The sequence below is a fragment of the Billgrantia ethanolica genome, from assembly GCF_021404305.1.
GTDB classification, from domain to species: Bacteria; Pseudomonadota; Gammaproteobacteria; order Pseudomonadales; family Halomonadaceae; genus Halomonas; species Halomonas ethanolica.
Window position 1 is genome coordinate 691,619 of record NZ_JABFTX010000001.1, and the last position, 23,709, is coordinate 715,327.

Annotated in this window: 21 protein-coding genes; 14 read left to right on the top strand and 7 right to left on the bottom strand. The window is 59.5% G+C overall.

What is annotated here, in order from left to right; translation table 11 throughout:
• The first annotated feature begins 53 nt into the window (after positions 1-53).
• On the top strand, positions 54-1,019 hold the full coding sequence (gene msrP, locus HOP53_RS03205) for a protein-methionine-sulfoxide reductase catalytic subunit MsrP (RefSeq protein ID WP_234268656.1): 966 nt from the start codon (positions 54-56) through the stop codon (positions 1,017-1,019).
• Positions 1,020-1,053: 34 nt separating this feature from the next.
• Positions 1,054-1,650, top strand: a complete 597-nt coding sequence (locus tag HOP53_RS03210; protein WP_234268657.1) for a protein-methionine-sulfoxide reductase heme-binding subunit MsrQ — start codon at positions 1,054-1,056, stop codon at positions 1,648-1,650.
• Between the two features lie 31 nt (positions 1,651-1,681).
• On the opposite strand, the gene HOP53_RS03215 is transcribed toward HOP53_RS03210, so the two are convergent.
• Positions 1,682-3,061 carry an NCS2 family permease gene (locus HOP53_RS03215; protein WP_086511698.1) on the bottom strand — a complete coding sequence of 460 codons (1,380 nt, stop codon included), beginning with the start codon at positions 3,059-3,061 and terminating at the stop codon, positions 1,682-1,684.
• A gap of 507 nt (positions 3,062-3,568) precedes the next feature.
• Here HOP53_RS03215 and HOP53_RS03220 point away from each other — a divergent pair.
• The 3 genes from HOP53_RS03220 (at position 3,569) to HOP53_RS03230 (ending at position 6,012) form a co-directional block, all read left to right on the top strand.
• Positions 3,569-3,985: an Imm50 family immunity protein gene (locus tag HOP53_RS03220; protein WP_234268658.1), complete on the top strand. Its 417-nt coding sequence runs from the start codon at positions 3,569-3,571 to the stop codon at positions 3,983-3,985.
• 961 nt (positions 3,986-4,946) lie between these two features.
• Positions 4,947-5,300, top strand: a complete 354-nt coding sequence (locus HOP53_RS03225; RefSeq protein WP_103967863.1) for a nuclear transport factor 2 family protein — start codon at positions 4,947-4,949, stop codon at positions 5,298-5,300.
• Positions 5,301-5,385: 85 nt separating this feature from the next.
• Positions 5,386-6,012 carry a LysE family translocator gene (locus tag HOP53_RS03230; RefSeq protein ID WP_234268659.1) on the top strand — a complete coding sequence of 209 codons (627 nt, stop codon included), beginning with the start codon at positions 5,386-5,388 and terminating at the stop codon, positions 6,010-6,012.
• Between the two features lie 56 nt (positions 6,013-6,068).
• On the opposite strand, the gene HOP53_RS03235 is transcribed toward HOP53_RS03230, so the two are convergent.
• Positions 6,069-8,216: a putative bifunctional diguanylate cyclase/phosphodiesterase gene (locus HOP53_RS03235; RefSeq protein ID WP_234268660.1), complete on the bottom strand. Its 2,148-nt coding sequence runs from the start codon at positions 8,214-8,216 to the stop codon at positions 6,069-6,071.
• An 8-nt stretch (positions 8,217-8,224) separates the two neighbouring features.
• On the bottom strand, positions 8,225-8,887 hold the full coding sequence (locus tag HOP53_RS03240) for a histidine phosphatase family protein (protein WP_234268661.1): 663 nt from the start codon (positions 8,885-8,887) through the stop codon (positions 8,225-8,227).
• A gap of 671 nt (positions 8,888-9,558) precedes the next feature.
• Here HOP53_RS03240 and HOP53_RS03245 point away from each other — a divergent pair.
• From HOP53_RS03245 to HOP53_RS03275, 7 genes are all read left to right on the top strand, one after another.
• Positions 9,559-10,284, top strand: coding sequence for an AbiU2 domain-containing protein (locus tag HOP53_RS03245; protein ID WP_234268662.1), 726 nt, complete (start codon positions 9,559-9,561; stop codon positions 10,282-10,284).
• 87 nt (positions 10,285-10,371) lie between these two features.
• Positions 10,372-11,583 carry a hypothetical protein gene (locus HOP53_RS03250; protein ID WP_234268663.1) on the top strand — a complete coding sequence of 404 codons (1,212 nt, stop codon included), beginning with the start codon at positions 10,372-10,374 and terminating at the stop codon, positions 11,581-11,583.
• A 110-nt stretch (positions 11,584-11,693) separates the two neighbouring features.
• On the top strand, positions 11,694-12,368 hold the full coding sequence (locus tag HOP53_RS03255) for a hypothetical protein (RefSeq protein WP_234268664.1): 675 nt from the start codon (positions 11,694-11,696) through the stop codon (positions 12,366-12,368).
• Between the two features lie 42 nt (positions 12,369-12,410).
• Positions 12,411-13,538, top strand: a complete 1,128-nt coding sequence (locus HOP53_RS03260; RefSeq protein WP_234268665.1) for an FRG domain-containing protein — start codon at positions 12,411-12,413, stop codon at positions 13,536-13,538.
• A 188-nt stretch (positions 13,539-13,726) separates the two neighbouring features.
• On the top strand, positions 13,727-14,578 hold the full coding sequence (locus tag HOP53_RS03265) for a DUF2971 domain-containing protein (RefSeq protein ID WP_234268666.1): 852 nt from the start codon (positions 13,727-13,729) through the stop codon (positions 14,576-14,578).
• Positions 14,579-14,790: 212 nt separating this feature from the next.
• A complete protein-coding gene (locus HOP53_RS03270; RefSeq protein WP_338073296.1) occupies positions 14,791-15,240 on the top strand; it encodes a GNAT family N-acetyltransferase in 450 nt (149 codons plus the stop codon).
• A gap of 95 nt (positions 15,241-15,335) precedes the next feature.
• Positions 15,336-16,010 carry a hypothetical protein gene (locus tag HOP53_RS03275; RefSeq protein WP_234268667.1) on the top strand — a complete coding sequence of 225 codons (675 nt, stop codon included), beginning with the start codon at positions 15,336-15,338 and terminating at the stop codon, positions 16,008-16,010.
• A gap of 100 nt (positions 16,011-16,110) precedes the next feature.
• Here the strand turns inward: HOP53_RS03275 and guaD are convergent, their stop codons facing one another.
• From guaD to xdhA, 4 genes are all read right to left on the bottom strand, one after another.
• Positions 16,111-17,427, bottom strand: a complete 1,317-nt coding sequence (gene guaD / locus HOP53_RS03280) for a guanine deaminase (protein WP_234268668.1) — start codon at positions 17,425-17,427, stop codon at positions 16,111-16,113.
• 178 nt (positions 17,428-17,605) lie between these two features.
• The gene (xdhC, locus tag HOP53_RS03285) at positions 17,606-18,469 is read right to left on the bottom strand and encodes a xanthine dehydrogenase accessory protein XdhC (RefSeq protein WP_234268669.1); all 864 of its coding nucleotides are present in this window, start codon (positions 18,467-18,469) and stop codon (positions 17,606-17,608) included.
• Positions 18,469-20,985: a xanthine dehydrogenase molybdopterin binding subunit gene (xdhB, locus tag HOP53_RS03290; RefSeq protein ID WP_234268670.1), complete on the bottom strand. Its 2,517-nt coding sequence runs from the start codon at positions 20,983-20,985 to the stop codon at positions 18,469-18,471. The genes xdhC and xdhB overlap by 1 nt, the downstream gene beginning before the upstream one ends.
• Positions 20,969-22,441, bottom strand: a complete 1,473-nt coding sequence (gene xdhA, locus HOP53_RS03295; protein ID WP_234268671.1) for a xanthine dehydrogenase small subunit — start codon at positions 22,439-22,441, stop codon at positions 20,969-20,971. The genes xdhB and xdhA overlap by 17 nt, the downstream gene beginning before the upstream one ends.
• A 263-nt stretch (positions 22,442-22,704) precedes the next feature.
• Between xdhA and HOP53_RS03300 the strand changes: the two genes are divergently transcribed.
• Entirely contained in the window at positions 22,705-23,382 is a 678-nt protein-coding gene (locus HOP53_RS03300) for a TetR/AcrR family transcriptional regulator (protein WP_086511682.1), read from the top strand.
• 4 nt (positions 23,383-23,386) lie between these two features.
• Positions 23,387-23,581, top strand: a complete 195-nt coding sequence (locus HOP53_RS03305) for a hypothetical protein (protein WP_234268672.1) — start codon at positions 23,387-23,389, stop codon at positions 23,579-23,581.
• The last annotated feature ends 128 nt before the right edge of the window (positions 23,582-23,709 follow it).

Genomic DNA, 23,709 nt, shown 5'->3' on the forward strand with positions numbered 1-23,709 from the left:
TTGTTTCACAGGCGAAGCTGTGGTCTCTTCGGTCGCCTTCGGGAGGATCCGAGATGAGCCGTTACCGCTACCCATCGATACCGGAATCGCAAGTGACGCCCCGCGAACTGTTCGAGTCGCGGCGTCGCTTTCTCAACACGGGCCTCGCCCTGGGCGCCGCTGCCGTTGCCCCCGGCCTGCTCTGGCCGCGCTCGTCCCACGCCTGGCAGGGCGTTCTCGAAGCACGCCTCGACACACAGCTTCCCAGCCACGACCTGGCTGGCGGCGAAGCGCCGACCTCGCTGCGCGACATCACCACCTACAACAACTTCTACGAGTTCGGCACCGGCAAGCGCGACCCCGAGACCTTCGCGCACCGGCTCGTCACCGACCCCTGGTCGCTGACCATCGAAGGGGAGGTGGACAAGGCGGGCACCTTCGCCCTCGAGGACGTACTCAAGCATCAGGAGCTGGAGGAGCGCATCTACCGCCTGCGCTGCGTCGAGGCGTGGTCGAAGGTGGTGCCCTGGATCGGCTTTCCGCTGGCGAACCTGCTCAAACGCCATGAGCCGACCTCGCGCGCCCGCTACGTGGTGTTCGAATCGATTCACGACCCCGACAACCTGCGCGGCCAGCGCCGCAGCGTGCTCGACTGGCCCTACCGCGAAGTGCTGCGCATCGACGAGGCCATGCACCCGCTGACCCTGCTGGCGGTGGGCCTGTACGGCGAGATCCTGCCCAATCAGAGCGGCGCGCCCATTCGCCTGGTGGTGCCGTGGAAGTACGGCTTCAAGAGCATCAAGTCGATCGTGCGCATTTCATTGGTGGAGGAGCGCCCGCCGAGTTCCTGGGAGGAGCGCAATCCCGAGGAGTACGGCTTCTATGCCAACGTCAATCCTCAGGTGGATCATCCGCGCTGGTCCCAGGCGCGGGAGCGCAGGATCGGCGAGAGCGGCCGCCGCGAAACGCTGATGTTCAACGGCTACGCCGACGAAGTGGCGCACCTCTACGCCGGCATGGACCTGCAGCGACACTATTGAGCAAAGCGCCAGCCACTCAGGGGGGCATGTCAGCGTGGATCGACGCACCGCTAACAACCTGTTTCGCCTGCTGGTGCTGGTGGGCTGCAGTGCGCCGGCCGCCTGGCTTGGCTGGCAGTGGTTCTTCGGCGATCTGGGGGCCGTGCCCGGCGAGGCCGTGGTGCACTTCACCGGCAAGACGGGGCTGATCCTGCTGCTGCTGACCATCGCCTTCAGCCCGGCGTTTCGTTTCACCGGCTGGGTCGGTTTCATGGCCGCCCGGCGTCAGATCGGCCTGTGGGCGTTCTTCTGGCTGGTGGCCCACATGCTGGCCTGGATGGGGCTGGATCAATACTGGGACTGGCCGTGGATTCGCCGCGAAATGGTCGAGCTGCCCTACATTCGCTACGGCGTGGCCGCGCTACTGCTGCTGGTACCGCTGGCCGTTACTTCCTTCGAGCGTGTGCGAAAGGCCATGGGCTGGACGGCCTGGCACTGGCTGCACCGCCTGATCTACGTGGCCGCGGCGCTGGGGGTGACGCACCTGTGGATCCTGACCCGCGCCGACTACCTGCTGCCGATGCTATTTGCCGCCGTGCTGGCGGCACTGACGCTCTTCCGCCTCATCGACGCCGCCATCCATCGCCAATGAAGCGGGCCGGCTTTCGCCGGCCCGCTCCTTCTCAATGTGTCGTCACTAGCATCACAACACTAAGTGCAGCCGAAACCCACATCGCCGGCTTGATGTCGTAGAGCTTGCCGGTGGCCAGCTTGATCAACACGAAGCTCAGGAAACCGAAAGCGATGCCCAGGGTGATCGAGTAGGTCAGCGGCATCAGGATGATCGCCAGGAAGGCCGGGAAGGCCTGCTCGAACTGCGACCAGTCGATCTTGCTCACCGGTGCCAGCATGAACAGCCCGACCAGTACCAGGGCCGGCGCCGTGGCGATGCCGGGCACCAGCGACAGCAGCGGCGAGAGGAACAGGAAGGGCAGGAACAGGAAGGCGATGGTGACCGCCACCAGGCCGGTACGACCGCCCTGAGCCACGCCGGCGCCGGACTCGATGAAGGTCTGCGCCGCGCTGGTGCCCAGCGGTGCGGCGATCATCGAGGCGAAGGCGTCCACGGTCATGGAGCGCTTGAGGTTACGCGGATTGCCGTCCTTGTCCTTGAGATCGGCGGATTCGGAGAGCGCCATGAAGCACGATAGCGCATCGAAGAAGTTGGTGAACAGCATGACGAAGATGAACGGCAGGTAAGCGACCTTGAGTGCGCCCCAGATATCCACCTGCATCACCGCGCTGAAGTCGGGCCAGGCAGCGATACCGCTCCACTCCACCACCACGTCGCCGCCCCACAGGCGGCCCATCGGCGTGGCCAACAGGGTGGTCAGCGCAATACCCAGAATCAGTGCGCCGTTGAAGCGCATGATCACCAGGATGGCGGTGGCCATCATACCGATGAAGAAGGTGATCAGCGAGGCGTCCATGCTGCCCAGGGTGACCAGGGTGGCGTCGCTGCCGACGATGAAACCGGCGTTCTTGAAACCGATGAAGGTGATGAACAAGCCGATGCCGCAGGTGATGGCATAGCGCAGCGAAGGCGGAATCGCATTGATGATCGCCTCGCGCACGTTGAACATCGCCAGGGTGGCGAACAGCACACCGGACCAGAACACACAGCCCAGCGCCACCTCCCAGGAAAGCCCGGCGCCCTGCACCAGGGTGTAGGTGAACAGCGCGTTCATGCCCATGCCCGGCGCCACCAGGATCGGGTTGCGGGCATACAGGCCCATGGCCAGGCTGCTCATGAAACTGATCAGCACGGTGGCGGAGAGCGCGGCGGAGAAGGGAATGCCGGCATGGGAGAGGATCGCCGGGTTGACCACGATGATGTACATCGAAGCCAGGAAGGTGGCGATGCCCGCCAGAATCTCGGTGCGTACGCTGGAGCCACGACGGCTTGCGCCGAAATAGCTGTCCAGCCAGCTGCTTCCTTGCCCCGTGGCTCGCGCGGAGGGGCGTCCATCTGCCTTGTCGGCTAGGGAGGAGGTCGGTTCCATATCTGTGTCCGTTGTTGTTGGATTGGCGTTGTCGAATCAGCGTTGTTTGGGTGCCGCAGCAACAGGCTTGACCGTTTGGTCAGGCTTGTTCGGCTACAGCCTAGAAGATATTTGACCGATTGGACAGGTAGGTTGCGACTAACGTCGTAGAGGCGTGCGCAAGGAGGTCGGGATGGGGGACAAGACGAGAGAGGAGAGGGACAAGGCTCGCCTAGGCGTTGCCCTCAACGTTTCGCTTGGTTACGGTAAGGAAAAAAGCCGCAGAAGATGGCTTACATGATCAAGAAGTACACAGGGATGCCGCACTAAGGATGATGGGAATCGTCATCCATTCTGCCAGCAGGGCGGTAGCGTCCCTGAAATTTGCGGCTCTGCTGTACGCCATATCCCCCTTGACGGCTTCTGGCTGAACGCAGCCTTGGGCTGTGTTGCTTTTTCATTGTGGTTTCGCCTCCATTGCAAAGCCACATAAGTTGGCGGCGCTAGCTGCTAAGGAGTAAGTACGTCGTGGGTTGGCCTCATTGCCTGATGAATCCAGAAGCATTGTCTAGGCTGTTCAATTCCATCGAAGAATTGGATTCGCTCAATGTTTTCGAGGTCAGTCTCAAGAGAGATGGGCCGGTTGTTGCACTTCGAGCAGACCTTCCTCGCTTCCCTGAACATCCTTCGAGGCGCTGGCCGCCCGAGGCGAACCGGGTTCAGGTGTGGATCGAGTTCATTGGAGTCGAGGCACTTTCGCTGACTGGTTTCGACAAGGATAATTCGGGTAATTTGGAGGTTGCGCCTATGCAGGCTGGCTATTCCTTCATGTTGCGTGGTCCCGCTATAGTCCTCAGCGGACAGTGCGAATGCATACGCATTGCTGGCGTAAGTGCCTATATCGACGAGGAAACAGTTAACAACGGCATGGAGCGGACACGCTGATGCGCGCCCCTCAGCTTTGACTTTAGGTTGCGAAATGGGACCATTCCGAGACGGATGGACAGAGCAAGATGTTGATGCTGTAGTCGCTAGAGGCATCCCGGAAGAGCTGCTATATGTGCCAATCGTCATAACTATGGACCCGCCCGATTGTGCGTGGGCCGAAAGCATTTGTCTTACATTGGCTGAGCACCCGCATTTCAACGTTCGCGGCAACGCAATTCTTGGCTTCGGTCACCTTGCGCGTACCTGCCGACGCCTTGACCTGGCAGCAGTTGCGCCAGTCGTTGCAGCAGCGCTTCATGATGAGCATGAATATGTACGCGGACACGCAGAGGATGCAGCGGGCGATATCCTGCGCTACCTTCGCGTACACATTCCTGGTTACGTCTCGTCGGGCGCAACCTAACGATTCACTCATGCCGAACCCGCTTCGCGGCGCGGTTTAGCTCCGGCGTTAGGCAGTTAATGAGTTTCGACGTGTATTTACAGAGCTTCTCCCACGGCGATCGGGTTGGGATTCCATGTGACGCAATCCGAGAGACCTTCGGCGACGCGTTGTCTGAGACCGAAGCCGGTTGGTGGCGGCTTTCTTTCAGCCCGGATGTCTCCTGTGACCTATCGCTCTCCGCACTCGACGATGATCCTCAAAGCATTCACAGCATCATAGTCGAGCGGCCCTGCCACGATCATCACCTATGGGATGGACTCGCTCACCTTCTAGGCAAGGGGTCATCTGTGATCTACTTCCCTGGGTGTTCTGGCCCATTGGTGGCTGATATTGCAGTGGTCGCACATATACCACGGGATATGCTGGATACTCTGGGACAGCCGCTGTTGGTCAAAAGCGGTCAAGACATCCTTCAACATGTCGTCACCGCCTAACAATTCATTCAAGCCGACGCCGCTTTGCTGCGCGGCTTAATTCAGGCGTTGGGCGGGGTTGGGCCTGGAGGGACTTTAAGTGAAGGAACTCATTGAGTTGGAGCGGCAGGGTTGGGCTGCACTTTCCACCGAAGGTGATGCTGCGAGGAACTTCTACGCTTCTGTTCTTCGCGAGGATGCAGTGATGCTCTTTCCTGGCGGCCTTCTGCTGGAAGGAAAGGAGCGCATCCTCCAGTCGATTGGTCCGCAGCCTTGGCAGACATTCCAGATTGAAGAGGTGGGGGTCGTCACGCTGGCTGCCGATGCGGCAACCCTAGTCTATAGGGTGAGCGCTCAGCGGAAGGGCAGCGAGCCGTATGTGGCGCTGATCAGCAGCACATATGTGCGCGAAGCAGGATGGAAGCTGGCGGTTCATCAGCACACACCTCTATAACCGGGAGCCCAACAGGGTGCTCGAGCCGCGGCATCAAGCTGGCACGGCTCAGCTTCAACGTTAGCCGTTAAAAGAGGAGGGCTACATGTCCATCGAGCTATGGCTTGCCTTCGTTGCCGCGTCTGCGGTGCTTCTCATCATCCCTGGCCCGACCATCCTTACGGTCATAAGCTACTCCATGACGCATGGCCGGCGTGCGAACGTGCCGCTCGTCACTGCCGTTGCACTCGGCGACTCAACGGCCTTGGTGGTGTCGCTTCTCGGCTTGGGGGCACTCCTGGCAACCTCGGCTTTCTGGTTTACGATCGTCAAATGGGCCGGCGGGCTGTACTTGCTTTACCTCGGTATCAAACTCCTTCGCGCTGGCATTTCTACCGCCGAGCTGTCTGCACCAGCCGCACCGGGATCTCGTTGGAAGCTATTCGCGAACACTTATCTGGTCACCGCGCTCAATCCGAAGGGCATCGTCTTCTTCGTTGCCTTTCTGCCACAGTTCATCAATCCAAGCTTGGCCGTCACCCAACAGCTTTGGGTTCTTGCAGTCACGTTCGTCGGCATGGCTGCGCTCAACGCAACGCTGTATGCGGTATTTGCTGGCTCGGCGCGAAAGTTGCTGTCCTCGCCACGGGCGCAACGGCGCTTCAACCTGGCAGGTGGTTCGCTGCTGTCAGCAGCGGGTGTGTGGGCTCTCCTCGCAAAGCGTCCTGCTTGAAGGCGGCTCACCCACCCATCGAGTGGACGCCTGTGGAACGAGGCGGAATTTCCGGTTCAGCTCACCGAGATTGAGGTGAATGGCAGCTCGATTTGGTCGATAGGAAGCGGTTTGCAGAAGTAATAGCCCTGGAACACGTGACAGCCCGCCTCGACGAGCCAGCCGAGCTGGTGGGCGGTTTCCACCCCTTCGGCCACCACTTCGAGCTGCAGGGATACTCCCATGGCGATGATGGTCCGTACGATGGCCATGTCATCGCCGCTCAGCAGCAGATCGTTGACGAAACTCTGGTCGATCTTGATCTGGTCCAGCGGTAGCTGTTTGAGGTACTGCAGCGAAGAGTAGCCGGTGCCGAAGTCGTCCAGGGCGAACCGGATGCCGAGACGCTTCAAGCGCCGCATCTTGTCGATTCCGGCCTCGACGTCGTCCAGCAGGCTGCTCTCCGTCAGCTCCAGCTTCAAGCGGTGGGGATTGGCTCCAGTGGCGGTGAGTACCCGCTGGATACGCTCGACGAAATCCGGCTCCTTGAACTGTCGGGCGCTGACGTTCACGGCCAGGGTCAGATGGGCCGTAGCCGCTTGCTGCTGCCAGGCCACCAGTTGCCGACAGGCCTGTTCCAGCACCCAATCGCCGAGGGGCACGATCAGGCCACTCTCCTCGGCCAGCGGGATGAACTCCGCCGGCGACACCATACCGCGAGATGGGTGCTGCCAGCGGATCAGCGCCTCGGCCCCCAGCGGCCGATGGGCGGCGTCGTACTGAAGCTGATAGACGAGGCGGAACTCGCCACGCTGCAGGGCTAAGCGCAGATCGCGCCTGGTTTCGTTACGCGCTTCCATGAGGGCCTGGGTGGCATCGTCATGGAAGCAAATGGTGTTACGACCGGCAACCTTGGCATGGTGACAGGCGGCATCTGCCAGTTTGAACAGGGTCTCGACGTCGCTCGTGCCGTCGAACATCGCCACGCCCTGGCTTGCCGAGAGGAAGTGCTGAATCCCGTCGATGGAGTAGGGCTCGGCCACGACGATCTGGATTCGGTCGGCCAGCTCTTCCGCCAGATTGGCCGCCTTGTCCGGCTGCTTGGGCAGGGAGTCGATGATGAGGAGAAACTCATCGCCGCCCAGCCGCCCGACCATGCACCCCTCCTGCTGGAAGGTGCGCAATCGCTGGGCAACCTCGCGCAGCAAGCGGTCGCCGGTACGATGGCCGTAGCTGTCGTTGATCTGCTGGAAGAGATCGAGATCCAGGTAGATCAACGCGCCATGCTGGCCGTTGCGCTGACACAGCATCAATGAATGCGCCAGGTGCTCGCTCATCATGCGCCAATTGGGCAGCTCCGTCAGGCCATCGAAGTGGGCCAACTGGTGGGCCTTGCGTTCGGCCACCAGTCGACGTGCCTCACTCTCACGCAGCCGCAGCACCGCCAGGGCAAGCTGCTGCAACTGGCCCCGCCCCAGTTCGGCAAGACGCTGGACTCGCGGCAGCTCGGGAACCTCACGGTGGGGATGGGAAAGCGCGAGCAGCCCTTCTGCGATGATCAATAGGTGACGATTCAGGATCCGGGCGGAGTAAAAGGCGGCGACCAGCATCAGTGCCAGTATCGCCCCGCCAAACAGTAGCAGTGTGTTGAAGTAACCAAGAGTGTCCTGATAGGCATCGCTGGTGCGCTCGCCGCTGCGCTGCGCCAGCTTGGACGAAAGGTGCCCCGTGAGCATGGAGAAACGCAGGAATTCATGCTGTGCCTCGTCCAGGTAATGCCGGGCCCGGGTGGCATCCACGGTGGCGATGTCGCCGGCCATGATGGTGAAGCGCCGATAGCCCTCGAAGGCCTCGCGCAAATGTTGGGCACTGCCGTGGTTCAAATCGATCATCAGCGGCGTTTCGGTCAACGTCTGTATCTGCCCGCCCAAGGTGGCAAGCTCGTTGACGAAGCTCGAATGCAGCCGATAGCTGGCAAGCGCCGACAGCTCGCCCCGGTCGGCCTGCTGCAGCATGTCCACTACGCCCTGATGTAGCTCGCCCAGGCTCTGGGTGTAGTTGGCGGCCTGTAGCAGAGCGGCCATGTCCGCCGACTGAATGGCGTGGTCCTGAGTCATCCTTTCCTTGAGCACCTGCACCGCGGCGAGTCCGAACAGCAGGGCAGGGATCAGCACCACCAGAGTGGGCAGAAGAAAGATCCAGATGAGCGGTCGGTTCGACTTCATGGGCAACCTTACGGTGCTTGGGAGGCCAGCGATGGCCACAGCTCCGGTGGAATGCTGGCACGGTAGAGATAACCCGCCTCACCCAGCGGCGAGAAGATCACCAGGGTGCCTTCGGCTGGGAAGTAATCCATCAAGTCGGCGAGGTTGGGGCCATGGGCCACGATCATGCGGTTGGCGCTGCTCTCGACCGGCAGTGAGAGAGCCTTGCCGGTATGCTCGATGACGGGCCGCTTCTCGTCGTCCGTCATCGCGGCGGTATAGCGCAGCAGCTCATCGATCTGCTGGGGCTTGTTCGGGAACAGGATCCGAGCGGTCTCCTGCGTTCGGCAGAAGGGCGAGACGAGAACGGGATCCTCGATGGGCCAGGCGTGCCGCGCCATGTGCTCGGCGACAGTGGCCATGAGTTCACGACCCTCGTCGCTCAGCGGCCGCTGTGTAGCACAGTCGTCGAAGTCGACCGGCACCCGGTCGGGAAGTGTCGTGTCAGTCGGCCCATGGCGCATGTAGAACACGTAGCCGCCCTGGTGCAGGGAAGCCAACAGCTCGGCGCTGGGTTCGACCGCTACGTGCTCATCCGCCCAGGCCAGCAGGCTGGCGAGACACAGCAGGCACGCCAACGGCAGGCGGCAATAGAGCGACGGCTGTCGAAGCAAAGTGGGCAGAGGGAGCACGGACGACCCTGGTTATCATTTGTAATGATTCAATATGCATGAGAAATCTAGTACTCACTAGCCGGCCTAGGCGTAGGCAGCGAGATGTTTGATCTACGTCAAGCTGGTGGGCGGTTGCGCTTGCGCCAATGGTGCTGCCTGGCGTCGTGCTTTGGTTGGCGTTGCCCTCAACGTTTCTCTCGGTTACGTTGGGAAAAAAGCCGCAGAAGATGGCTTACGTAACCAAGACGTACTCAGGGATGCCGCATTAGGGATGATGGGAAACATCATTCGTTCTGCTAGCAGGGCGGTAGCGTTCCTGGAATCCACGGCTCAGCATCCGCACCCCGGCAAAGCCTCTGCACAGCACATGCGTTACATCGGCTCTTCTCGGTTCGGCCGCTGGAGCCCTTCATGCCAAGTGCTTTCACCTCCCTAAGCTTGGGTGGCAGGTGGGTGAGTTCTATATTTGACTTCTTTAGATAAGATAATTCGCATACAGTATACTGGCTCCGACAAATCGAGCGCACGCGCGAATTCTGCATAGGTAGCCGAGCTATAATTAGGTGCTAAAAATCAACGAGTTGGAAGAAAAGGGGCGCGCCAGATAACATTGTAGAACGCGCAACCGTGTTCATCCAATATCAGGGCGCGCAGTCTAATCACTGTTAGGCGCCTGTCGAACAATGAGTATGAAGAAGAAAGTCGAGAAATTCGCATTCGTGATTACAGAAATTGTGAACGGCTATTTTGTAGCTGACCAGAAGCTCGCTCTGTTGCTGCCTTTGCTCGAAGATAAGGAGCTCTTCGGAGTGTGGGATGGAACGGCTGGAGTTAGTGGCGTGGAAGCTCTGAGATTAACGCTCTATATGGCCATTTTGTCGGATATGCGGGCGTTGTTATTTGATAACGATAAACGAGCAGCTAGTCTAGAGCAGGTAGTTGAAGCCCTTAAAAATGAACATTTCGTCAAAGTGATTCGGAAAAGGTTTTGTAAGCCTTCAGGAGTCAAGGTTTTGGGTCATGACGATGATGAAGAAATGCGTCAATTTGTAGAGGAGCAAGTGCAGGATCAGCAAATAAAGGACGCTGAGGAAACATTCGATCGCTTGCTGCCTCAGACCATACAGCTTTTTGATAAACTCAAAGCTAGTAAACTAGCTAGTAGGGTTAGTGATGCTCGAAGCAAAATGATCTCACATAAAGAAATACGTACTGTCGATGGGCAAAGAGCTCTCTATAATCCGACGGATTTTGGACTCAAATGGGGTGATGCTTCAGATGTCGTATTGCAGTCAAGAGATATTATCTTTAACTGCAATTTACTGATTAATAATAGCTCCTACGACTTAGATAGTTTTCTCGGTGGTCACAAGAAGGCCGCTAGTAGCTTCTGGGGAGTGGCAAAAAATGCCTAACAAAGCCAGCCAGAGGGACCAAATAACCGCCGCTTCGCTCTGGTTATTCGGCCCCTGCTGGCGGCGTTAGCGGCTAAGGAGTAATCGTTGAAGACCGACAAGATTCTTGAGGGCAGCGAAGCGATGGCTCCAGCGTGTATTGCCCGGATAATTTCAGGGGGGCTACTGCCAAAAGGTGGCGGCGCAATTTGGCGCTTGGAAAATGAACTCAAGCCATCGGACTTGTATTGTTACTTGTACGCCAAATATGGGCCTCCAAACGGGCTGCAGAATCTTTTTCGATCAGACGACTCAGACAATCTCATTCACTGGGATTGGACCCTTGCGAATGAGCATGGATTGGTCATGATTCTTGGGCTTAATCTCAGGTCAGAAGTACATCTGCTTGGAGAGTGGACAGTTAAGGGAAATTATTCGCTTGAAGGGTTTGTCGAAGAAGTTAAATCGGACTTGGCGTCGCACGGGAAGGAGATGTCACGAATCCGCAAAGAGGTTCTTGAAGACTGGGAAATGTTTGTTAACCCTTTCAAGAACCTCAAAGAGTCAATTGATTCTCTAAAAAACGAACTAGATTCTCTCACTCTCGATCCCGAGCAGGAATATCTGCCAGATCCCAAGTCGCCAGACGAGTTTCAGGCCTACAATGAAAAATTTGCCAGCCTAGTAGCTCGTTATGATCGAGGGGCCGGGCTCTCCATGGCTCTTCGGTTTATGGTTCCGGTGCTGGCTGAGTCGTTCATCAATTTGCTTATCTTCGTGCTTTGTCGGCCCGACATAAAAAGCAACGCACGCCTCTACGATAACTTTGTTCGCTCAAATATCGATGTGAAGATTCAGTCCCTTCACATTAACTGCATTGGATTTGCCTCGGAAGTCAATTGGTCTTCGCCAGAGTGTGCTCGCTACAATTCTATTGTGAATGAACGAAACGATTTGCTGCACGGCAATTTCGCGGTTGGAAAATTGAAGTTCAATGAGGTCTTCTTCAACGGTAAGGTCCCGGTGTTCAAGGAATATCGTTCAATGTGGGCGCAGTCTGTGGGTGTGTCAATAGAATTCTCCGGTGTTCACAAAGTGTCACAGGATATTTCAGTGGTAGAGGGTTTTATTGAGTATGTTTTGTCTTGTCTTGAGCCGGAAATTCGGGAACAAGTAGAGATTTTCATGGCGAAACGCGACTTGGGTAGGAACAAGGCTAACAATCGCCTCGGTGTTCTTTTTCCTGACACTGTGGTCGATTTTGGGCTGTCTCTAGTGCCCGAAGATAAGGAAGCGAATGATGATGGTCCAGCAGAATAAGTGGGCCGTCGCTAACAAATCGCTGCAGGTGACGTTTGAAACGCACCTGAGCACAGGCGTTAGGTGTGCGGCTTCCATAAAGCTCAGACATAAATCAAGGTTTTAATAGAATGAGAGCATACAAGTTTCGATCCGCATCTCAGATAGCTTTTGCGCTAGATATCATCATAAATCGTCGGCTTTTCTGTGCTGATTGGAAAACGCTGAATGATCCCATGGAAGGTATGTTTGTCTATTCGCGTCAATCAACTGATGGTTATGATTACAAGGAAGAGGTCCAGCAAATCATTGAGGAAAAGAAAGGACTTAAAGTTTGTTCGCTATCTGGAACTTTTGATTCCCACCTTCTCTGGGCTCACTACGCAGGTGGATTTGATGGCTGTGCTATCGAGGTAGAAATTCCTGACAATCACCCGTGTGTGAAAAGGACTGAGTACCGCGGGGTATTCGCCCATGTCTCCATGCCAAATGGACATGCTCCAGAAGAGCTGGCAAATCAAGTTCTATCTTCGAAGTATCAAGAATGGAGCTATGAGCAGGAGGTCAGAATTCTACAGTCTCAGGAATGGTTCCAGCTTGAAGAACCGGTCAAGCGAGTTATTGCAGGACATCGTATGCCACCGGCATTATTTGAGGCGATGAACATAATTTGCAATTCGATGGGTATCCGGTTCTGCAGAACAGGTATAGGTGACGAGGGGATAGATGCAGACTATGTGGAGCCATCATCAGTAATAGCACCTAACAATCAATTCAACTGGGACGCGCTAAAGCGCGCCCGTTAGCTCGGCGTTAAGTGTCGGAATTTATAGTAAAACGGTGAATTGATGGGGAATGTACTGACAGGGCAATGGAAAGGTAAATCGAACGCAGGCTCTTTCGTTCTGATAAATCTTACTCAGATAGGTTCAACAATTCTGGGCCGAGTGTCGGTGTTTGAGTCAACCAGCATTAAAAATGGAGCTGCAAGCTATTGGACATGGTCGGTATTGAACGGCGAAGTTGATGATCAGTCTAGAGTTAAAGGCAAAACCTCCCAGCCAAGTGTGCATGATAAATCTGGTGGTTTATTAACAGATCAGAATTTGGGCGCTCTGATGACAGAAAGTGGCACTGAGTTTCCTACAGAGTCCCTTTTTTATGGAAAGCTGATTAAAGAAACTGCTCTAGAGATTAAATGGAAATCTTATTACCCTTCCGGGGGTACTAGAAAAGACAAAATTATCGTTGAGAAGAAAGCGCCAAATGGTTCACGAATTAAGCATGAGAAAATGACTTGGAGTGACTTTAAGAACTTTGCGCTTAGTCAAAAAGATGGCCTGGTGTATCGTGGTCAAGCTAGAAGTTGGAGACTCCAAACATCATTTCACCGAACGGGGCATGCCGATTTAATTTCCTACCTCGATGAGAAAATACCTGAACTTGAGCATCACATAAATGCATACTCCGAGCATATGTACGATATTAAAAATGATCGTTCATTAGGTGCCTTGCTTAATTTGGCGCAACATCATGGATACCCTACGCCGCTGTTGGATTGGATAAAAAGCCCGTATGTGGCAGCTTTTTTCGCATTTCAAAATAAATCAGCATTAAAGAAAGATGGGTCGGTGAGCATATTTGTGTTCGACGAGCGAAGTTGGGCCAGCCGAGCTGGTCGCGTAGCGCAGCTAAGAACTCCAGCAATTGTCTTGCGGACTATCGAGCTTCCAGGGTTTGGGAATGCGAGAGTATTGCCGCAACAAGCCTTGACGATGTACAGCAACGTCGATGATCTTGAATTTATCATTCAGGAGAATGAGGAGTTTAAGGGGCAGTTTATCCGGGCCATTTCTATTTCGGCTGCCGAGAGGGATGTTGCCATGCGGGATTTGAGTCTAATGGGAATTACTTGGGGCTCGATGTTTCCTGGACTGGACGGTATATGCAAACAGCTAGCCTCAAGACACTTTTAACTGGATTTGTAGCCTATTACCACATAACAAGGAGCTGTTGTCGTACGGTTTTTTCGTCGCTTTGCTCCTCCAAAACTGCCGTAATGCCCGGCGTTATACGGATGGCCAATGGAAACTAAGGACTACATCTACGCAGCAACCGCTGGCGCTCCGGCGTTGGTTACCTTAGCGCTATATGGCGTAAACGTATGATCCTCTATAAGTATTTGCCACCGGCGCGCATGGATGTATTGGAGAACTTAAAGATCCGCTATAGCCAGCCTGGTGCTTTCAACGATCCATTCGAAGTAAAGCCCTATATTTCACATATCTCCGACGACGAGCAGATCGAGAGAGGTATTGATCAAGTATTAGATGACGAGGTAAGAAAGTTATATGAGAAACTACCGTCTCAGGTACGCTCGGCATTTTTTCTTGAACAAGTGGTCGGTTTGGTAAAGCAGCGGCGTGAGTCACTACGTGGCCAATTTGGCGGATTGGTCAATAGTTTTACTCCACGGCTTCGTGAAATTATGGAAGAAAAATTCAACGAGCTTCTTGGAATACTGTCTCTTAGTGAAAACCCAACCAGCTTGTTAATGTGGTCTCATTATTCTCAGAATCACGAAGGATTTCTAATCGGTTTTGATGTCGCTCACAGCCACTTTAACGAAAAGCGTTCAGAAAAAGACGAATTTGGTTACGTTAGAAAAGTTGAGTATCGCCAAAAACGACCGAATGCTGCTCTTACGGCAATGGACGCCGTGGAGGTATTTCTAGTGAAGGCGGCGGAGTGGGCATATGAACATGAATGGAGGGTATTGCGTCCGTTGCCGAACGCGAGTCAAATAATCGAAGCAGAAGGACTTCCGGTTTGTCTGTTTTCGTTTCCACCTGAATGTGTGGCTGAGATTACAATAGGCGCAAGAGCTAGTTCCAAAGATTACAATATGCTACTTAGTTTGGTAAGTAATCTAGCGAGCGAAAGAAGCATAAGGATATACAAAGCAAAATTGTCTGAGATGGAGTTCAAAGTTGAGCGTCAACAAATCACTATATAATAATCCCGTCAAGAGACATATTTTTTTGTTCGCTGTGCTCACGAAAAATACGCTGGTTACGGCTGTCGTAGGGCTCGGCTTGAAGGATGGTTTGGTAGCTAAAAAAACTTAAAAATCAGAGTCATAGGCATCTAGTATCGGTACAGCCTTATCTTAGGAGTGCTCAGAGCCAACCCAGCGAGGAAGCAACCTTGGACATCCGTGTTGATGACGTGCGAAGTCAAGAAGTTATCAAGCTAATACGGGAGCACCTCGAGTCAATGGCGCCGACGGCTCCTCCGGAGAGCCGTCACGCACTCGATCTCGATGGGCTACGTGGCCCGGACGTTACCCTTTGGGCGATGTGGTACGGGGCGGAGCTCGCCGGTATTGGAGCACTCAAGCGTCTTTCACAGACTCACGCAGAGATAAAGTCTATGAAGACCGCAAAGCCCTACCTGCGCCGGGGCGTTGCGTCACGCCTTCTTTCGCACATAATACGTGAAGCAAAATCAAGCGGTTATAGTCAACTTAGCTTAGAGACAGGGTCGATGGAGTACTTCCAGCCTGCAAGGGCGCTATACGCTTCATTTGGCTTTGCTCCATGTGCGCCATTCGGCGATTACCTGGAAGATCCGAACAGTGTGTTCATGACCATCTACATAGATGAGGTAAGCGCTTAGCAAGCGGTTGAAAACCGGCGCAAAGGTTTACAGGTGTTCCCTGGCACCTACACTGCCGTGCAGCTGAAGCATTCAACTCAGCATCGGGAGGCTTCATGGCACCACGCAGGCTATCGCTCGTTCCCTCAATCGTAACCGCTGCTCTCATGCTCAGCGGCTGTCCGTCGCCGGGGAATGGCGAGCCATCGCCGACGACCGAAACAGCCGATACCTCTGAATCCGAAGCGGCGCTTGCTCCGCTTGAGGTAGGCGACGAGGAGATCCGCGCGGCGGATGGGACCGTGCTGGTCGATATTGACGATGTGCCGGGCACCATTCGCGCGGACCAACAGGCTGAGTTCGGTGCTGCGGAGCGCTTCCAGGAAGCCTCGGTTTCGCCGGATGGTGTCTGGCTAGCCGTGGTCACTTCGGGGGCGGCGCACAGTGCCGGCTGGCTTGTCCGAGAGGGAACGCGGCAGCTAAGGCCGGCTGCGTTCCAGTACGGCGGCAACATCACCATCGGGCCGTGGAGCGATGATTCGCGGCGGGTGGTTTTCGTGCAGGAAGGCCCTGCGGGTGGTCGCACGCTGACGGTGGTCGATGCAGAGCGGCTGGGAGAAACGGTGGAGGCAAGTGCCATGCCGGTGCGCAGCCCCGAGCATGACGAGCTGGCACCGGAGGAGCGCATCTACGAGGCGCTGGCATGGAGCAACGGAGAGCTGCTTTTCCGGGTGGGCGAAGAACGCTGGGTATTCGATCCGGAGAGTGAGGAGGTACGGTCCTCGCAGTAGGTTTCACAACTGGGTTTCACACTGAATTTCAAATCGTGGCGAGTGGTCCTCATGAATTTTGAGAGCCACTCGCCATTTTCGTTTCAGGCTTGGCCTAGGCTTAGCCGCGCCGATGCTGGCAGCGTCCGCTGGCCCAGGTTTCCAGAATGCTGCGGTCGTCGCCCAGCATCATCAGGGCGAACAGCCGCTCGCCGAGGGTCTTGCAGCGTGCGTGACGACGCCCAAGCAGCGGTGAGCCGTCGGGGTCGATCACCACGAAGTCGGCTTCCATGCCGGGGGCGAGGCGGCCGATCTTGTCGTCCAGCGAGAGCGCCTTGGCGTTGCCCAGGGTGAGGCCGTAGAGGCCTTGCCAGGCGGTGAGCGGCTGGCCGCGCAGTTGGCCCACCTGGTAGCCGGCCTTGAGCGTGGCGAGGCCGGAGAGATCGGTACCGCCGCCGATGTCGCTGGCGTAGGTGATGTTGAGGCCGACCTCGCGTGCCGCCAGGCGGTCGAACAGGCCGCTGCCGAGGAACATGTTGGAGCTGGGGCAGAAGGCGATGTTGGCGCCGCGCTCGGCCAGCCTGCAACGCATCTCCTGGTCGAGGTGGATGCCGTGGGCGAAGGTGCTGCGCGGGCCGACCAGCCCGGACTGCTCGTAGACTTCGAGATAGTCGCGGCTCTCGGGGAACAGCTCGGCCACCCAGTCGAGTTCGCCGGGGTTCTCGGAGAGGTGGGTCTGCAGCCACAGGCTCGGGTCGTTGCGCAGCAGGCCGCCGGTGGCGTCGAGCTGCTGGCGGGTGGAGGTCGGCGCGAAGCGCGGGGTCAGGCTGTAGCCCAGGCGCCCTTTGCCGTGCCACTCGCCGATGAGCCGTTCGGTGTCGCGAATGCCGCCGTAGGTGTCGTCGCACAACGCCTCGGGGGCGTTGCGATCCATCAGCACCTTGCCGGCCAGCATGCGCAGGTCGCGTTCGCGGCAGGCCGAGAAGAAGGCTTCCACCGAGGTGGGGTGGCTGGAGCAGAACACCTGGGCGGTGGTGGTGCCGACCCGCAGCATCTCGTCGAGGAAGGCGTTGGAGATCACCTCGGCCCGCTCGCGCTGGGCGAAGCCGCACTCTTCGGGGAAGGTGTACTCGTTCAGCCAGTCCAGCAGCTGACGCCCGTAGGAGGCCATGATCTCCAGCTGCACGTAGTGCACGTGGCTGTCGATGAAGCCGGGCATCACCAGCTTGCCGCGATGATCCACCGTCTCGATGCCTTCGGGCAGGCGTGGCGCCAGCGTTGCGTAGTCGTCGATGGCCTTGATGCGGCCGTTCTCCAGCCACAGCGCGCCGTCGGCGTAGTGACGCACGCTGCCTTCGGCGGGGCTGTCGCCTTCGCCGGGGTCGGCATCGAAGCTCAGCAGTTCGGCGCGTATTACGCGGGATTCGTTGCTCGTCATGTTTGGGGCTCTTTTATTGCAATCATCGGGCTGTTCCGGCGGCAGGCCTGCGAGGAGGCGCTGTGAATCCTTCCCTGGACGCTACATTTGCCATCCATGGCAAATGACCTCCTCTTCGGCCTGCCCCCGGCGCCCGATAGCCAGCGTCGTGGTCAGGAAATTTGTTTGCACCGGTTTGTCAGAACAGAGCACGCAGCTCTGCCGGCGCCAGGCCGCGCTGATCGGCGCGTTCGGCGTTGCCCACCATCGGCAGCAGCTCGGCCAGGGCGGCGATGGCGATGGCGTAGGGCGTCTTGTCGCCGCCTCGGATCGGTTCGCCATCCGGGCCTCTGGCCAGGCCGATGGGGCAGCGCACCCTGGCCAGGGCCGCGTCGTCGTGGCCGGCATCGGTGAGCCGCGAACGGAAGCTGGCCCACTTGCTCTTGGAGCCGATCAGGCCGATGGAGGCGATGTCGTCCCGCTGGAGCAGGGCGTCGACCAGGGCGCGATCCTCGGCGTGGTCGTGGGTCAGCACCAGCGCGTGGCTGCCCGCCGGCAGCGCCGCCACGGCGGCCTGCGGGTCCGGGGCGTGGCGGCAGGCCAGCCGCGGTTGTTCCGTGGTCCAGGCCTGGAATACGCCCTCACGGCTGTCGTGCCACAGCACACGCCAGGGCAGCGGGGCGGCCAGGCGTACCAACTCGTTGCCGACGTGGCCGGCACCGAAGATGGCAAGCGTAGCCGCACTGCCGGGGAACACTTCCAGCAGCACGTTGACGAAGCCGCCGCAGCACTGGCCACTGCGCCCGCCCAGGGCGAAGGCTTCGAGGCTCATGCCGGCGTTGCCCTGTGCCAGCTTCTCGCGGGCGGCGTCGATCACCTGGAACTCGAAGGTGCCGCCACCCAGGGTGTCGAACACGTCGCTCTCGCTGATCACCATGCGCGCGCCGGGCTCGCGGGGCGTGGAGCCGGCGCTGGTCACCACAGTGGCCAGCGCGTGGGGCAGCCCCTCGCGCTGCAGCCGGTGCAGTGCTTCGTGCCAGGGAGTGGGCCGTGGCGCGTTCATTACGGCGCGCCTCGTTCCAGCTGCGCGCTGTCGTAGCGGCTACGCAGCTCCTCGGCGGCCAGCAGCACCCGCTCCGGCGTGGCCGGGGTGTCGAGTCGCGGCGCTTCGGCGTAGTCGGCCAGGCTGGCCAGGGCGTCGCGCAGCGCCGACCACACCGCCATGCCGAGCATGAAGGGCGGTTCGCCCACCGCCTTGGAGCGGTAGATGCTGGCCATGGAGTTGGGGTGGCCCTCCATCAGCTTGACGTTGAATACCGGCGGCAGATCGCCGTAGGTCGGGATCTTGTAGGTGGCGGGGCCGTCGGAGATCAGCCGGCCGGCCTCGTTCCACTTCAGCTCCTCGCTGGTCAGCCAGCCCATGCCCTGAATGAAGCCGCCCTCCACCTGGCCGATGTCGATGGCCGGGTTCAGCGAGTCGCCCACGTCGTGCAGGATGTCGACCCGCTCGACCTGGTACTCGCCGCTCAGGGTGTCCACGCTCACTTCCGCCACGGCGGCACCGAAGGCGTAGTAGTAGAAGGGGCGGCCCTGGCCGACGTTGCGGTCGTAGTGGATCAGCGGCGTGGCGTAGAAGCCCTTCTCGGAGAGCGAGATGCGGTTGAGGTAAGCGGACTGGACCAGCTCGCCCCAGGGAATGCGCCGCTCGCTCTCGCCGTGGCCCGCCACCAGGTGGCCGGCTTCCATGCGCATCTCTTCGCGGTCGAGGCCCTGATCCTTGTAGAGGTGCTCGTGGGCGAAGTCGAACAGGCGCTGCTTGAGCTTCACGCAGGCGTCGCGGGCGGCCTGGCCGTTGAGGTCGGCGCCGCTGGAGGCCGCGGTGGGCGAGGTGTTGGGCACCTTGTCGGTACGGGTGGCGGTGATGCGCACCTCGTCGACGTCGAGCCCCAGCTCGCGGGCCACCACCTGGCAGATCTTGGTGTGCAGGCCCTGGCCCATCTCGGTGCCGCCGTGATTGATCATCACGCTGCCGTCGGTATAGACGTGCAGCAGGGCACCGGCCTGGTTGAGGTGCTTGGCGGTGAAGGAGATGCCGAACTTCACCGGAGTGAGCGCCAGGCCGCGCTTGATGATCGGGCTCTCGGCGTTGAACTCGGTGATGGCACGCCGCCGTGCCCAGTACTCGCTGCTGGTTTCCAACTGCTCGACCAGCTCGCGCAGCAGCTTGATCTGATCCACCTGCTGACCGTAGTGGGTGGTCTGCCGGCCGGGGCGGTAGAAGTTGCGCTTGCGCACCGTGAGCGGGTCTTCGCCGATACGCCGGGCGATGTCGTCCATCGCCGCTTCGATCACCATCATGCCCTGGGGGCCGCCGAAGCCGCGGAAGGCGGTGTTGGAGGCGGTGTGGGTGCGGGCGCGGTGGCCGGTCACCCGGGCTTCGCCCAGAGAGTAAGCGTTGTCGCTGTGGAACATGGCGCGGTCGACGATGGCGTCCGAGAGGTCGGGGGAGTAGCCGCAGTCGCCGATCACGGTGATCTCGCCGCCCTGGATCACGCCCTGCTCATCCACGCCCAGGCGGTAGCGGTTGTGGAACGGGTGACGCTTGCCGGTAACGCGCATGTCGTCGGCACGGGGCAGGCGTACGCGGGTGGTACGGCCGGTGCGCCGGGCGACCAGCGCGGCGATGCAGGCCCAGGGCGAGGCCTGGGTCTCCTTGCCGCCGAAGCCGCCGCCCATGCGGCGTACTTCCACGGTCACGGCGTGGAACGGAATGCCGAGCACCTCGGCCACCAGCTTCTGGGTCTCGCTGGGGTGCTGGTTGGAGGTGTGCACGATCACGCCTTCGTCTTCGGTGGGCTGCACCAGGCAGGCCTGACCTTCCAGATAGAAGTGCTCCTGACCGCCGACGAACTGCTCCGCCTCGACCACATGGGCGGCGCTGGCCAGGGCCTGTTCCCAATCGCCGCTCTGCTGCACGTGGGTGGGGCGCACGAATTCGCCGCGCTCGGCGGCGGCCACCGGATCGAGGCAGGCCGGCTGCTCGTCGATCTCGGCGATGCCCTGGGCCAAGGCCGCGTTCACCGCCTCGCGAGCGGCGCGATGGCTCTCGGCGGCCACGGCGAACAGCACCTGGCCGACGTAGCTGATCTCATCCTCGACGAAGATGGGGTCGCCCGGGAACACGGGGCCGATATCGGTGTGTCCCGGCACGTCGTGAAAGCCGACCACGTCGACCACGCCGGGCATACTGCGCACCTTGTCCAGATCGAGCTGGGTCAGGCGGCCATGGGCGACGGGCGAGAGCGCCAGCGCCACGTGCAGCGCATCGGCCGGGGCCTTGAGGTCGTCGATGTAGGAGGCGCGGCCGGTCACGTGCTTGATCGCGCTCTCATGGAAGCGCGAGTTGGGATGCGTGCCTGGCGTAACGGTGTCACGGGCCAGCGGGCTGGAGCCCTTGATCTCGCCCCTGAGTTCCTCGCGGGCAGCGGCGGAGTCCGCGCTCACGTCGTCGACAGCGTCTATGTCCTTTGGCGCGGCTTCGGGCGCCTTGGAAAGAGAAAGCTTAGTGAGCGTACGCATGGAGCATCACCTCCCGGGGGCTGTCGGTGTCGGCCTGGGCGATCGAAAGGCGCAGGCGCTCGAGCAGGTTGGCGGCGGAGAGCCGGCGGTAGTGAGCGCTGCCACGCACGTCGCTCATGGGCTGGAAGTCGTTCGACAGGGCCTCGCGAGCCGCCTGGAAGGCCGCCAGGTCCGGCGCCTTGCCTTCCAGGGCCGCTTCCGTACTGGCGGCCCGCTTGGGGATGGCCGCCATGCCGCCGAAAGCGAGTCGCACGTCGCGCATCACGCCGTTCTCCAGGCGGTAGGCGAAGGCGCCCAGCACCGCCGAGATGTCGTCCTCACGACGTTTGGACAGTTTCCACACCTTGAGAGTTTGGCCCGCCTCGGGGCGTGGCAGGAAGATCGCGCGAATGGCCTCGCCCTCACGCAGCGCGGTGCGCTTGTAGTCGAGGAAGAAGTCGTCCAGCGGTAGCTCTCGCTCACCCTCGGGGCCGACCAGGCGCAGACGCGAGCCCAGCGCCAGCAGCACCGGCGGGGTGTCGCCGATGGGCGAGGCGTTGGCGACGTTGCCGCCCAGGGTGCCGCGGTTGCGCACCTGCTGGGAGCCGAGCCGGTGCAGCAGGTGGGCGAAGGCGTCGTAGTGCGCTTCCAGCAGCGGTTCGAGACGCGAGTAGGTGACGGCGGCGCCGATCCACCAGCCGCTGCGGCCGTCTTCCAGCGTGGCCTCGTCGATGTCGTTGAGTTCGGCGACCCGGGTCACGTCGATGACGTGCTCGAAGCGCGCCAGGCGCTGGGTCGATTCGAGCCACAGGTCGGTGGCGCCGGCGACGAGCCGCGCCTTGGGGTGCCGCTTCAGGCAATCGGTGAGTGCTGCAAGCGTGGTGGGCTGCAGGAAGGCGGCGTCGTTATCGGCCGCCTTCGCCTCATTCTTGGGCTCTGCTGGCTGGGTCTCTGCGGCGGCATCGAGCCACAGCGGGCGATTCTCGGGATGCTGGTTCATGCTCAGGGCGGCATCGCGGATCGGGCGATAACCGGTGCAGCGGCACAGGTTGCCGCCCAGCGCGGCTTCCAGGCGCTGCGGCGTGAGGGGGGCCGGAGTATGGCGCTGCTGTTCGTGCAGGGTGAACAGCGACATCACGATGCCCGGCGTGCAGAAGCCGCACTGGCTGCCATGACACGCGACCATGGCGGCCTGGGCGGGATGCAGCTTTTCGCCCTGGGCAAGACCCTCGACGGTGACCAGGTAACGGCCGTTGAGCTGATGCGCGGGCGTGATGCAGGCGTTGGCACTGTGATAGCGCAGCTCGCCATTGGGGCCGGGTTCGCCGATGGCCACCGTGCAGGCGCCGCAGTCGCCCGAGGCGCAGCCCTCCTTGGTGCCGGTAGCGCCGAGCGTATCGCGCAGCAGCTCCAGTACGCTGGTTTCCGGGGTGGCTTCGCTTCTGCACGGCCGCCCGTTGAGCATGAAGTCGATCATCGCCTTGTCTCTTGTTGGCTATGTCTCTTTGACATTGTGGTTGTTGGTAAAAGCTGTGACACGGTCGTTGTGGCGTGACGCACGGTGCCAGTGTTGGTTCGTCTGTTTCGACGATTGTTGACCAAATGGTCAGGATGTATCCAGCATGGGCCAGAATGTCGCACTTTGCAAGCGCAAAGACGCCCATGGTCTCATTTGCAGGAACCGCCGCGGTGGGGCACTCTCTTGGCATCCCACCATCATTCACAGGGCAGGGCCTGTCGATGACCGACGTGACCGAAACCGAGACCTTGCAGCCTGTACGGCCGGGTGGCGAAAGCAATGGCGCCACACGCGAGCGCAACGAGCGCGAGATACTCGAAGCCGCCGAGCGGGTGTTTGCCCGCTTCGGCTATCGCGGCGCCAGCGTTCAGGCCATCGCCGAGGAGGCGGGGCTGCCCAAGTCCAACGTGCTCTATTACATGGGCAACAAGCGTGGGCTGTATGTACGTCTGCTCGAGCGCATGATGGCGCGCTGGAACGCCTTGCTCGATGACATCAGCGTGGAGGACGACCCGGCCGAAGTGCTGGAGGCCTTCATCCGCAGCAAGATGCAGCTCTCCCGCCAGCACCCGGAAGGGTCGCGTCTGTTCGCCGCGGAGATCCTTGGCGGTGCGCCTTTCTTGCAGGGCTATCTGCGCGGCGAGCTGCGCGAGTGGGTGCGTACCCGGGCGAGAATCTTCGAACAGTGGGCCGAGCGCGGCTTGATGGATCCGGTCGACCCGGTGTGGCTGATCTTCCTGATCTGGTCGGCCACCCAGCACTACGCCGACTTCGAGGCCCAGGTGCTGGGCATCATGGGCCAGGACGAGATCTCGGATGCCGACGTGGAGCGGATCACCCGCTTCCTGACCCAGGTGATCCTCAAGGGGTGTGGGGTGAGGCCGTCTGGGGGCGGGTGAAGCCATGAATACGGCAAAGGATGATGTGCGGCTGCGGCAACTGCTCGAATCCCTCCCCGAGGACTGTACGATGGAAGATATCCAGTACCATCTCTACGTCGTGGAAAAGGTACAGCGAGGCAGTCAGCGTGCTGAGGCCGAGGGGGCTCTGAGCCAACAACAGGTCGAGAGGAAGCTGGTAAAGTGGCTCGAGCGCTAGCCTGGTCTCCAGAAGCGCTCGAGGATCTAGAACTCATCGCCGAATACATCGAGCGAGATTCGGCCTTCTATGCACGGGGTTTATTCCAAGTAAGGCTGCATCTCGATCCACTCGGAAAAGCCGCATCC

Excerpts from the sequence above, each read along its gene's own strand:
- msrP (WP_234268656.1), top strand. The coding sequence starts at position 54 with ATGAGCCGTTACCGCTACCCATCGATACCGGAATCGCAAGTGACGCCC.
- HOP53_RS03215 (WP_086511698.1), bottom strand. The coding sequence starts at position 3,061 with ATGGAACCGACCTCCTCCCTAGCCGACAAGGCAGATGGACGCCCCTCC.
- HOP53_RS03230 (WP_234268659.1), top strand. The coding sequence starts at position 5,386 with ATGTCCATCGAGCTATGGCTTGCCTTCGTTGCCGCGTCTGCGGTGCTT.
- HOP53_RS03235 (WP_234268660.1), bottom strand. The coding sequence starts at position 8,216 with ATGAAGTCGAACCGACCGCTCATCTGGATCTTTCTTCTGCCCACTCTG.
- HOP53_RS03245 (WP_234268662.1), top strand. The coding sequence starts at position 9,559 with ATGAAGAAGAAAGTCGAGAAATTCGCATTCGTGATTACAGAAATTGTG.
- HOP53_RS03255 (WP_234268664.1), top strand. The coding sequence starts at position 11,694 with ATGAGAGCATACAAGTTTCGATCCGCATCTCAGATAGCTTTTGCGCTA.
- HOP53_RS03260 (WP_234268665.1), top strand. The coding sequence starts at position 12,411 with ATGGGGAATGTACTGACAGGGCAATGGAAAGGTAAATCGAACGCAGGC.
- HOP53_RS03265 (WP_234268666.1), top strand. The coding sequence starts at position 13,727 with ATGATCCTCTATAAGTATTTGCCACCGGCGCGCATGGATGTATTGGAG.
- HOP53_RS03275 (WP_234268667.1), top strand. The coding sequence starts at position 15,336 with ATGGCACCACGCAGGCTATCGCTCGTTCCCTCAATCGTAACCGCTGCT.
- guaD (WP_234268668.1), bottom strand. The coding sequence starts at position 17,427 with ATGACGAGCAACGAATCCCGCGTAATACGCGCCGAACTGCTGAGCTTC.
- xdhC (WP_234268669.1), bottom strand. The coding sequence starts at position 18,469 with ATGAACGCGCCACGGCCCACTCCCTGGCACGAAGCACTGCACCGGCTG.
- xdhB (WP_234268670.1), bottom strand. The coding sequence starts at position 20,985 with ATGCGTACGCTCACTAAGCTTTCTCTTTCCAAGGCGCCCGAAGCCGCG.
- xdhA (WP_234268671.1), bottom strand. The coding sequence starts at position 22,441 with ATGATCGACTTCATGCTCAACGGGCGGCCGTGCAGAAGCGAAGCCACC.
- HOP53_RS03300 (WP_086511682.1), top strand. The coding sequence starts at position 22,705 with ATGACCGACGTGACCGAAACCGAGACCTTGCAGCCTGTACGGCCGGGT.
- HOP53_RS03305 (WP_234268672.1), top strand. The coding sequence starts at position 23,387 with ATGAATACGGCAAAGGATGATGTGCGGCTGCGGCAACTGCTCGAATCC.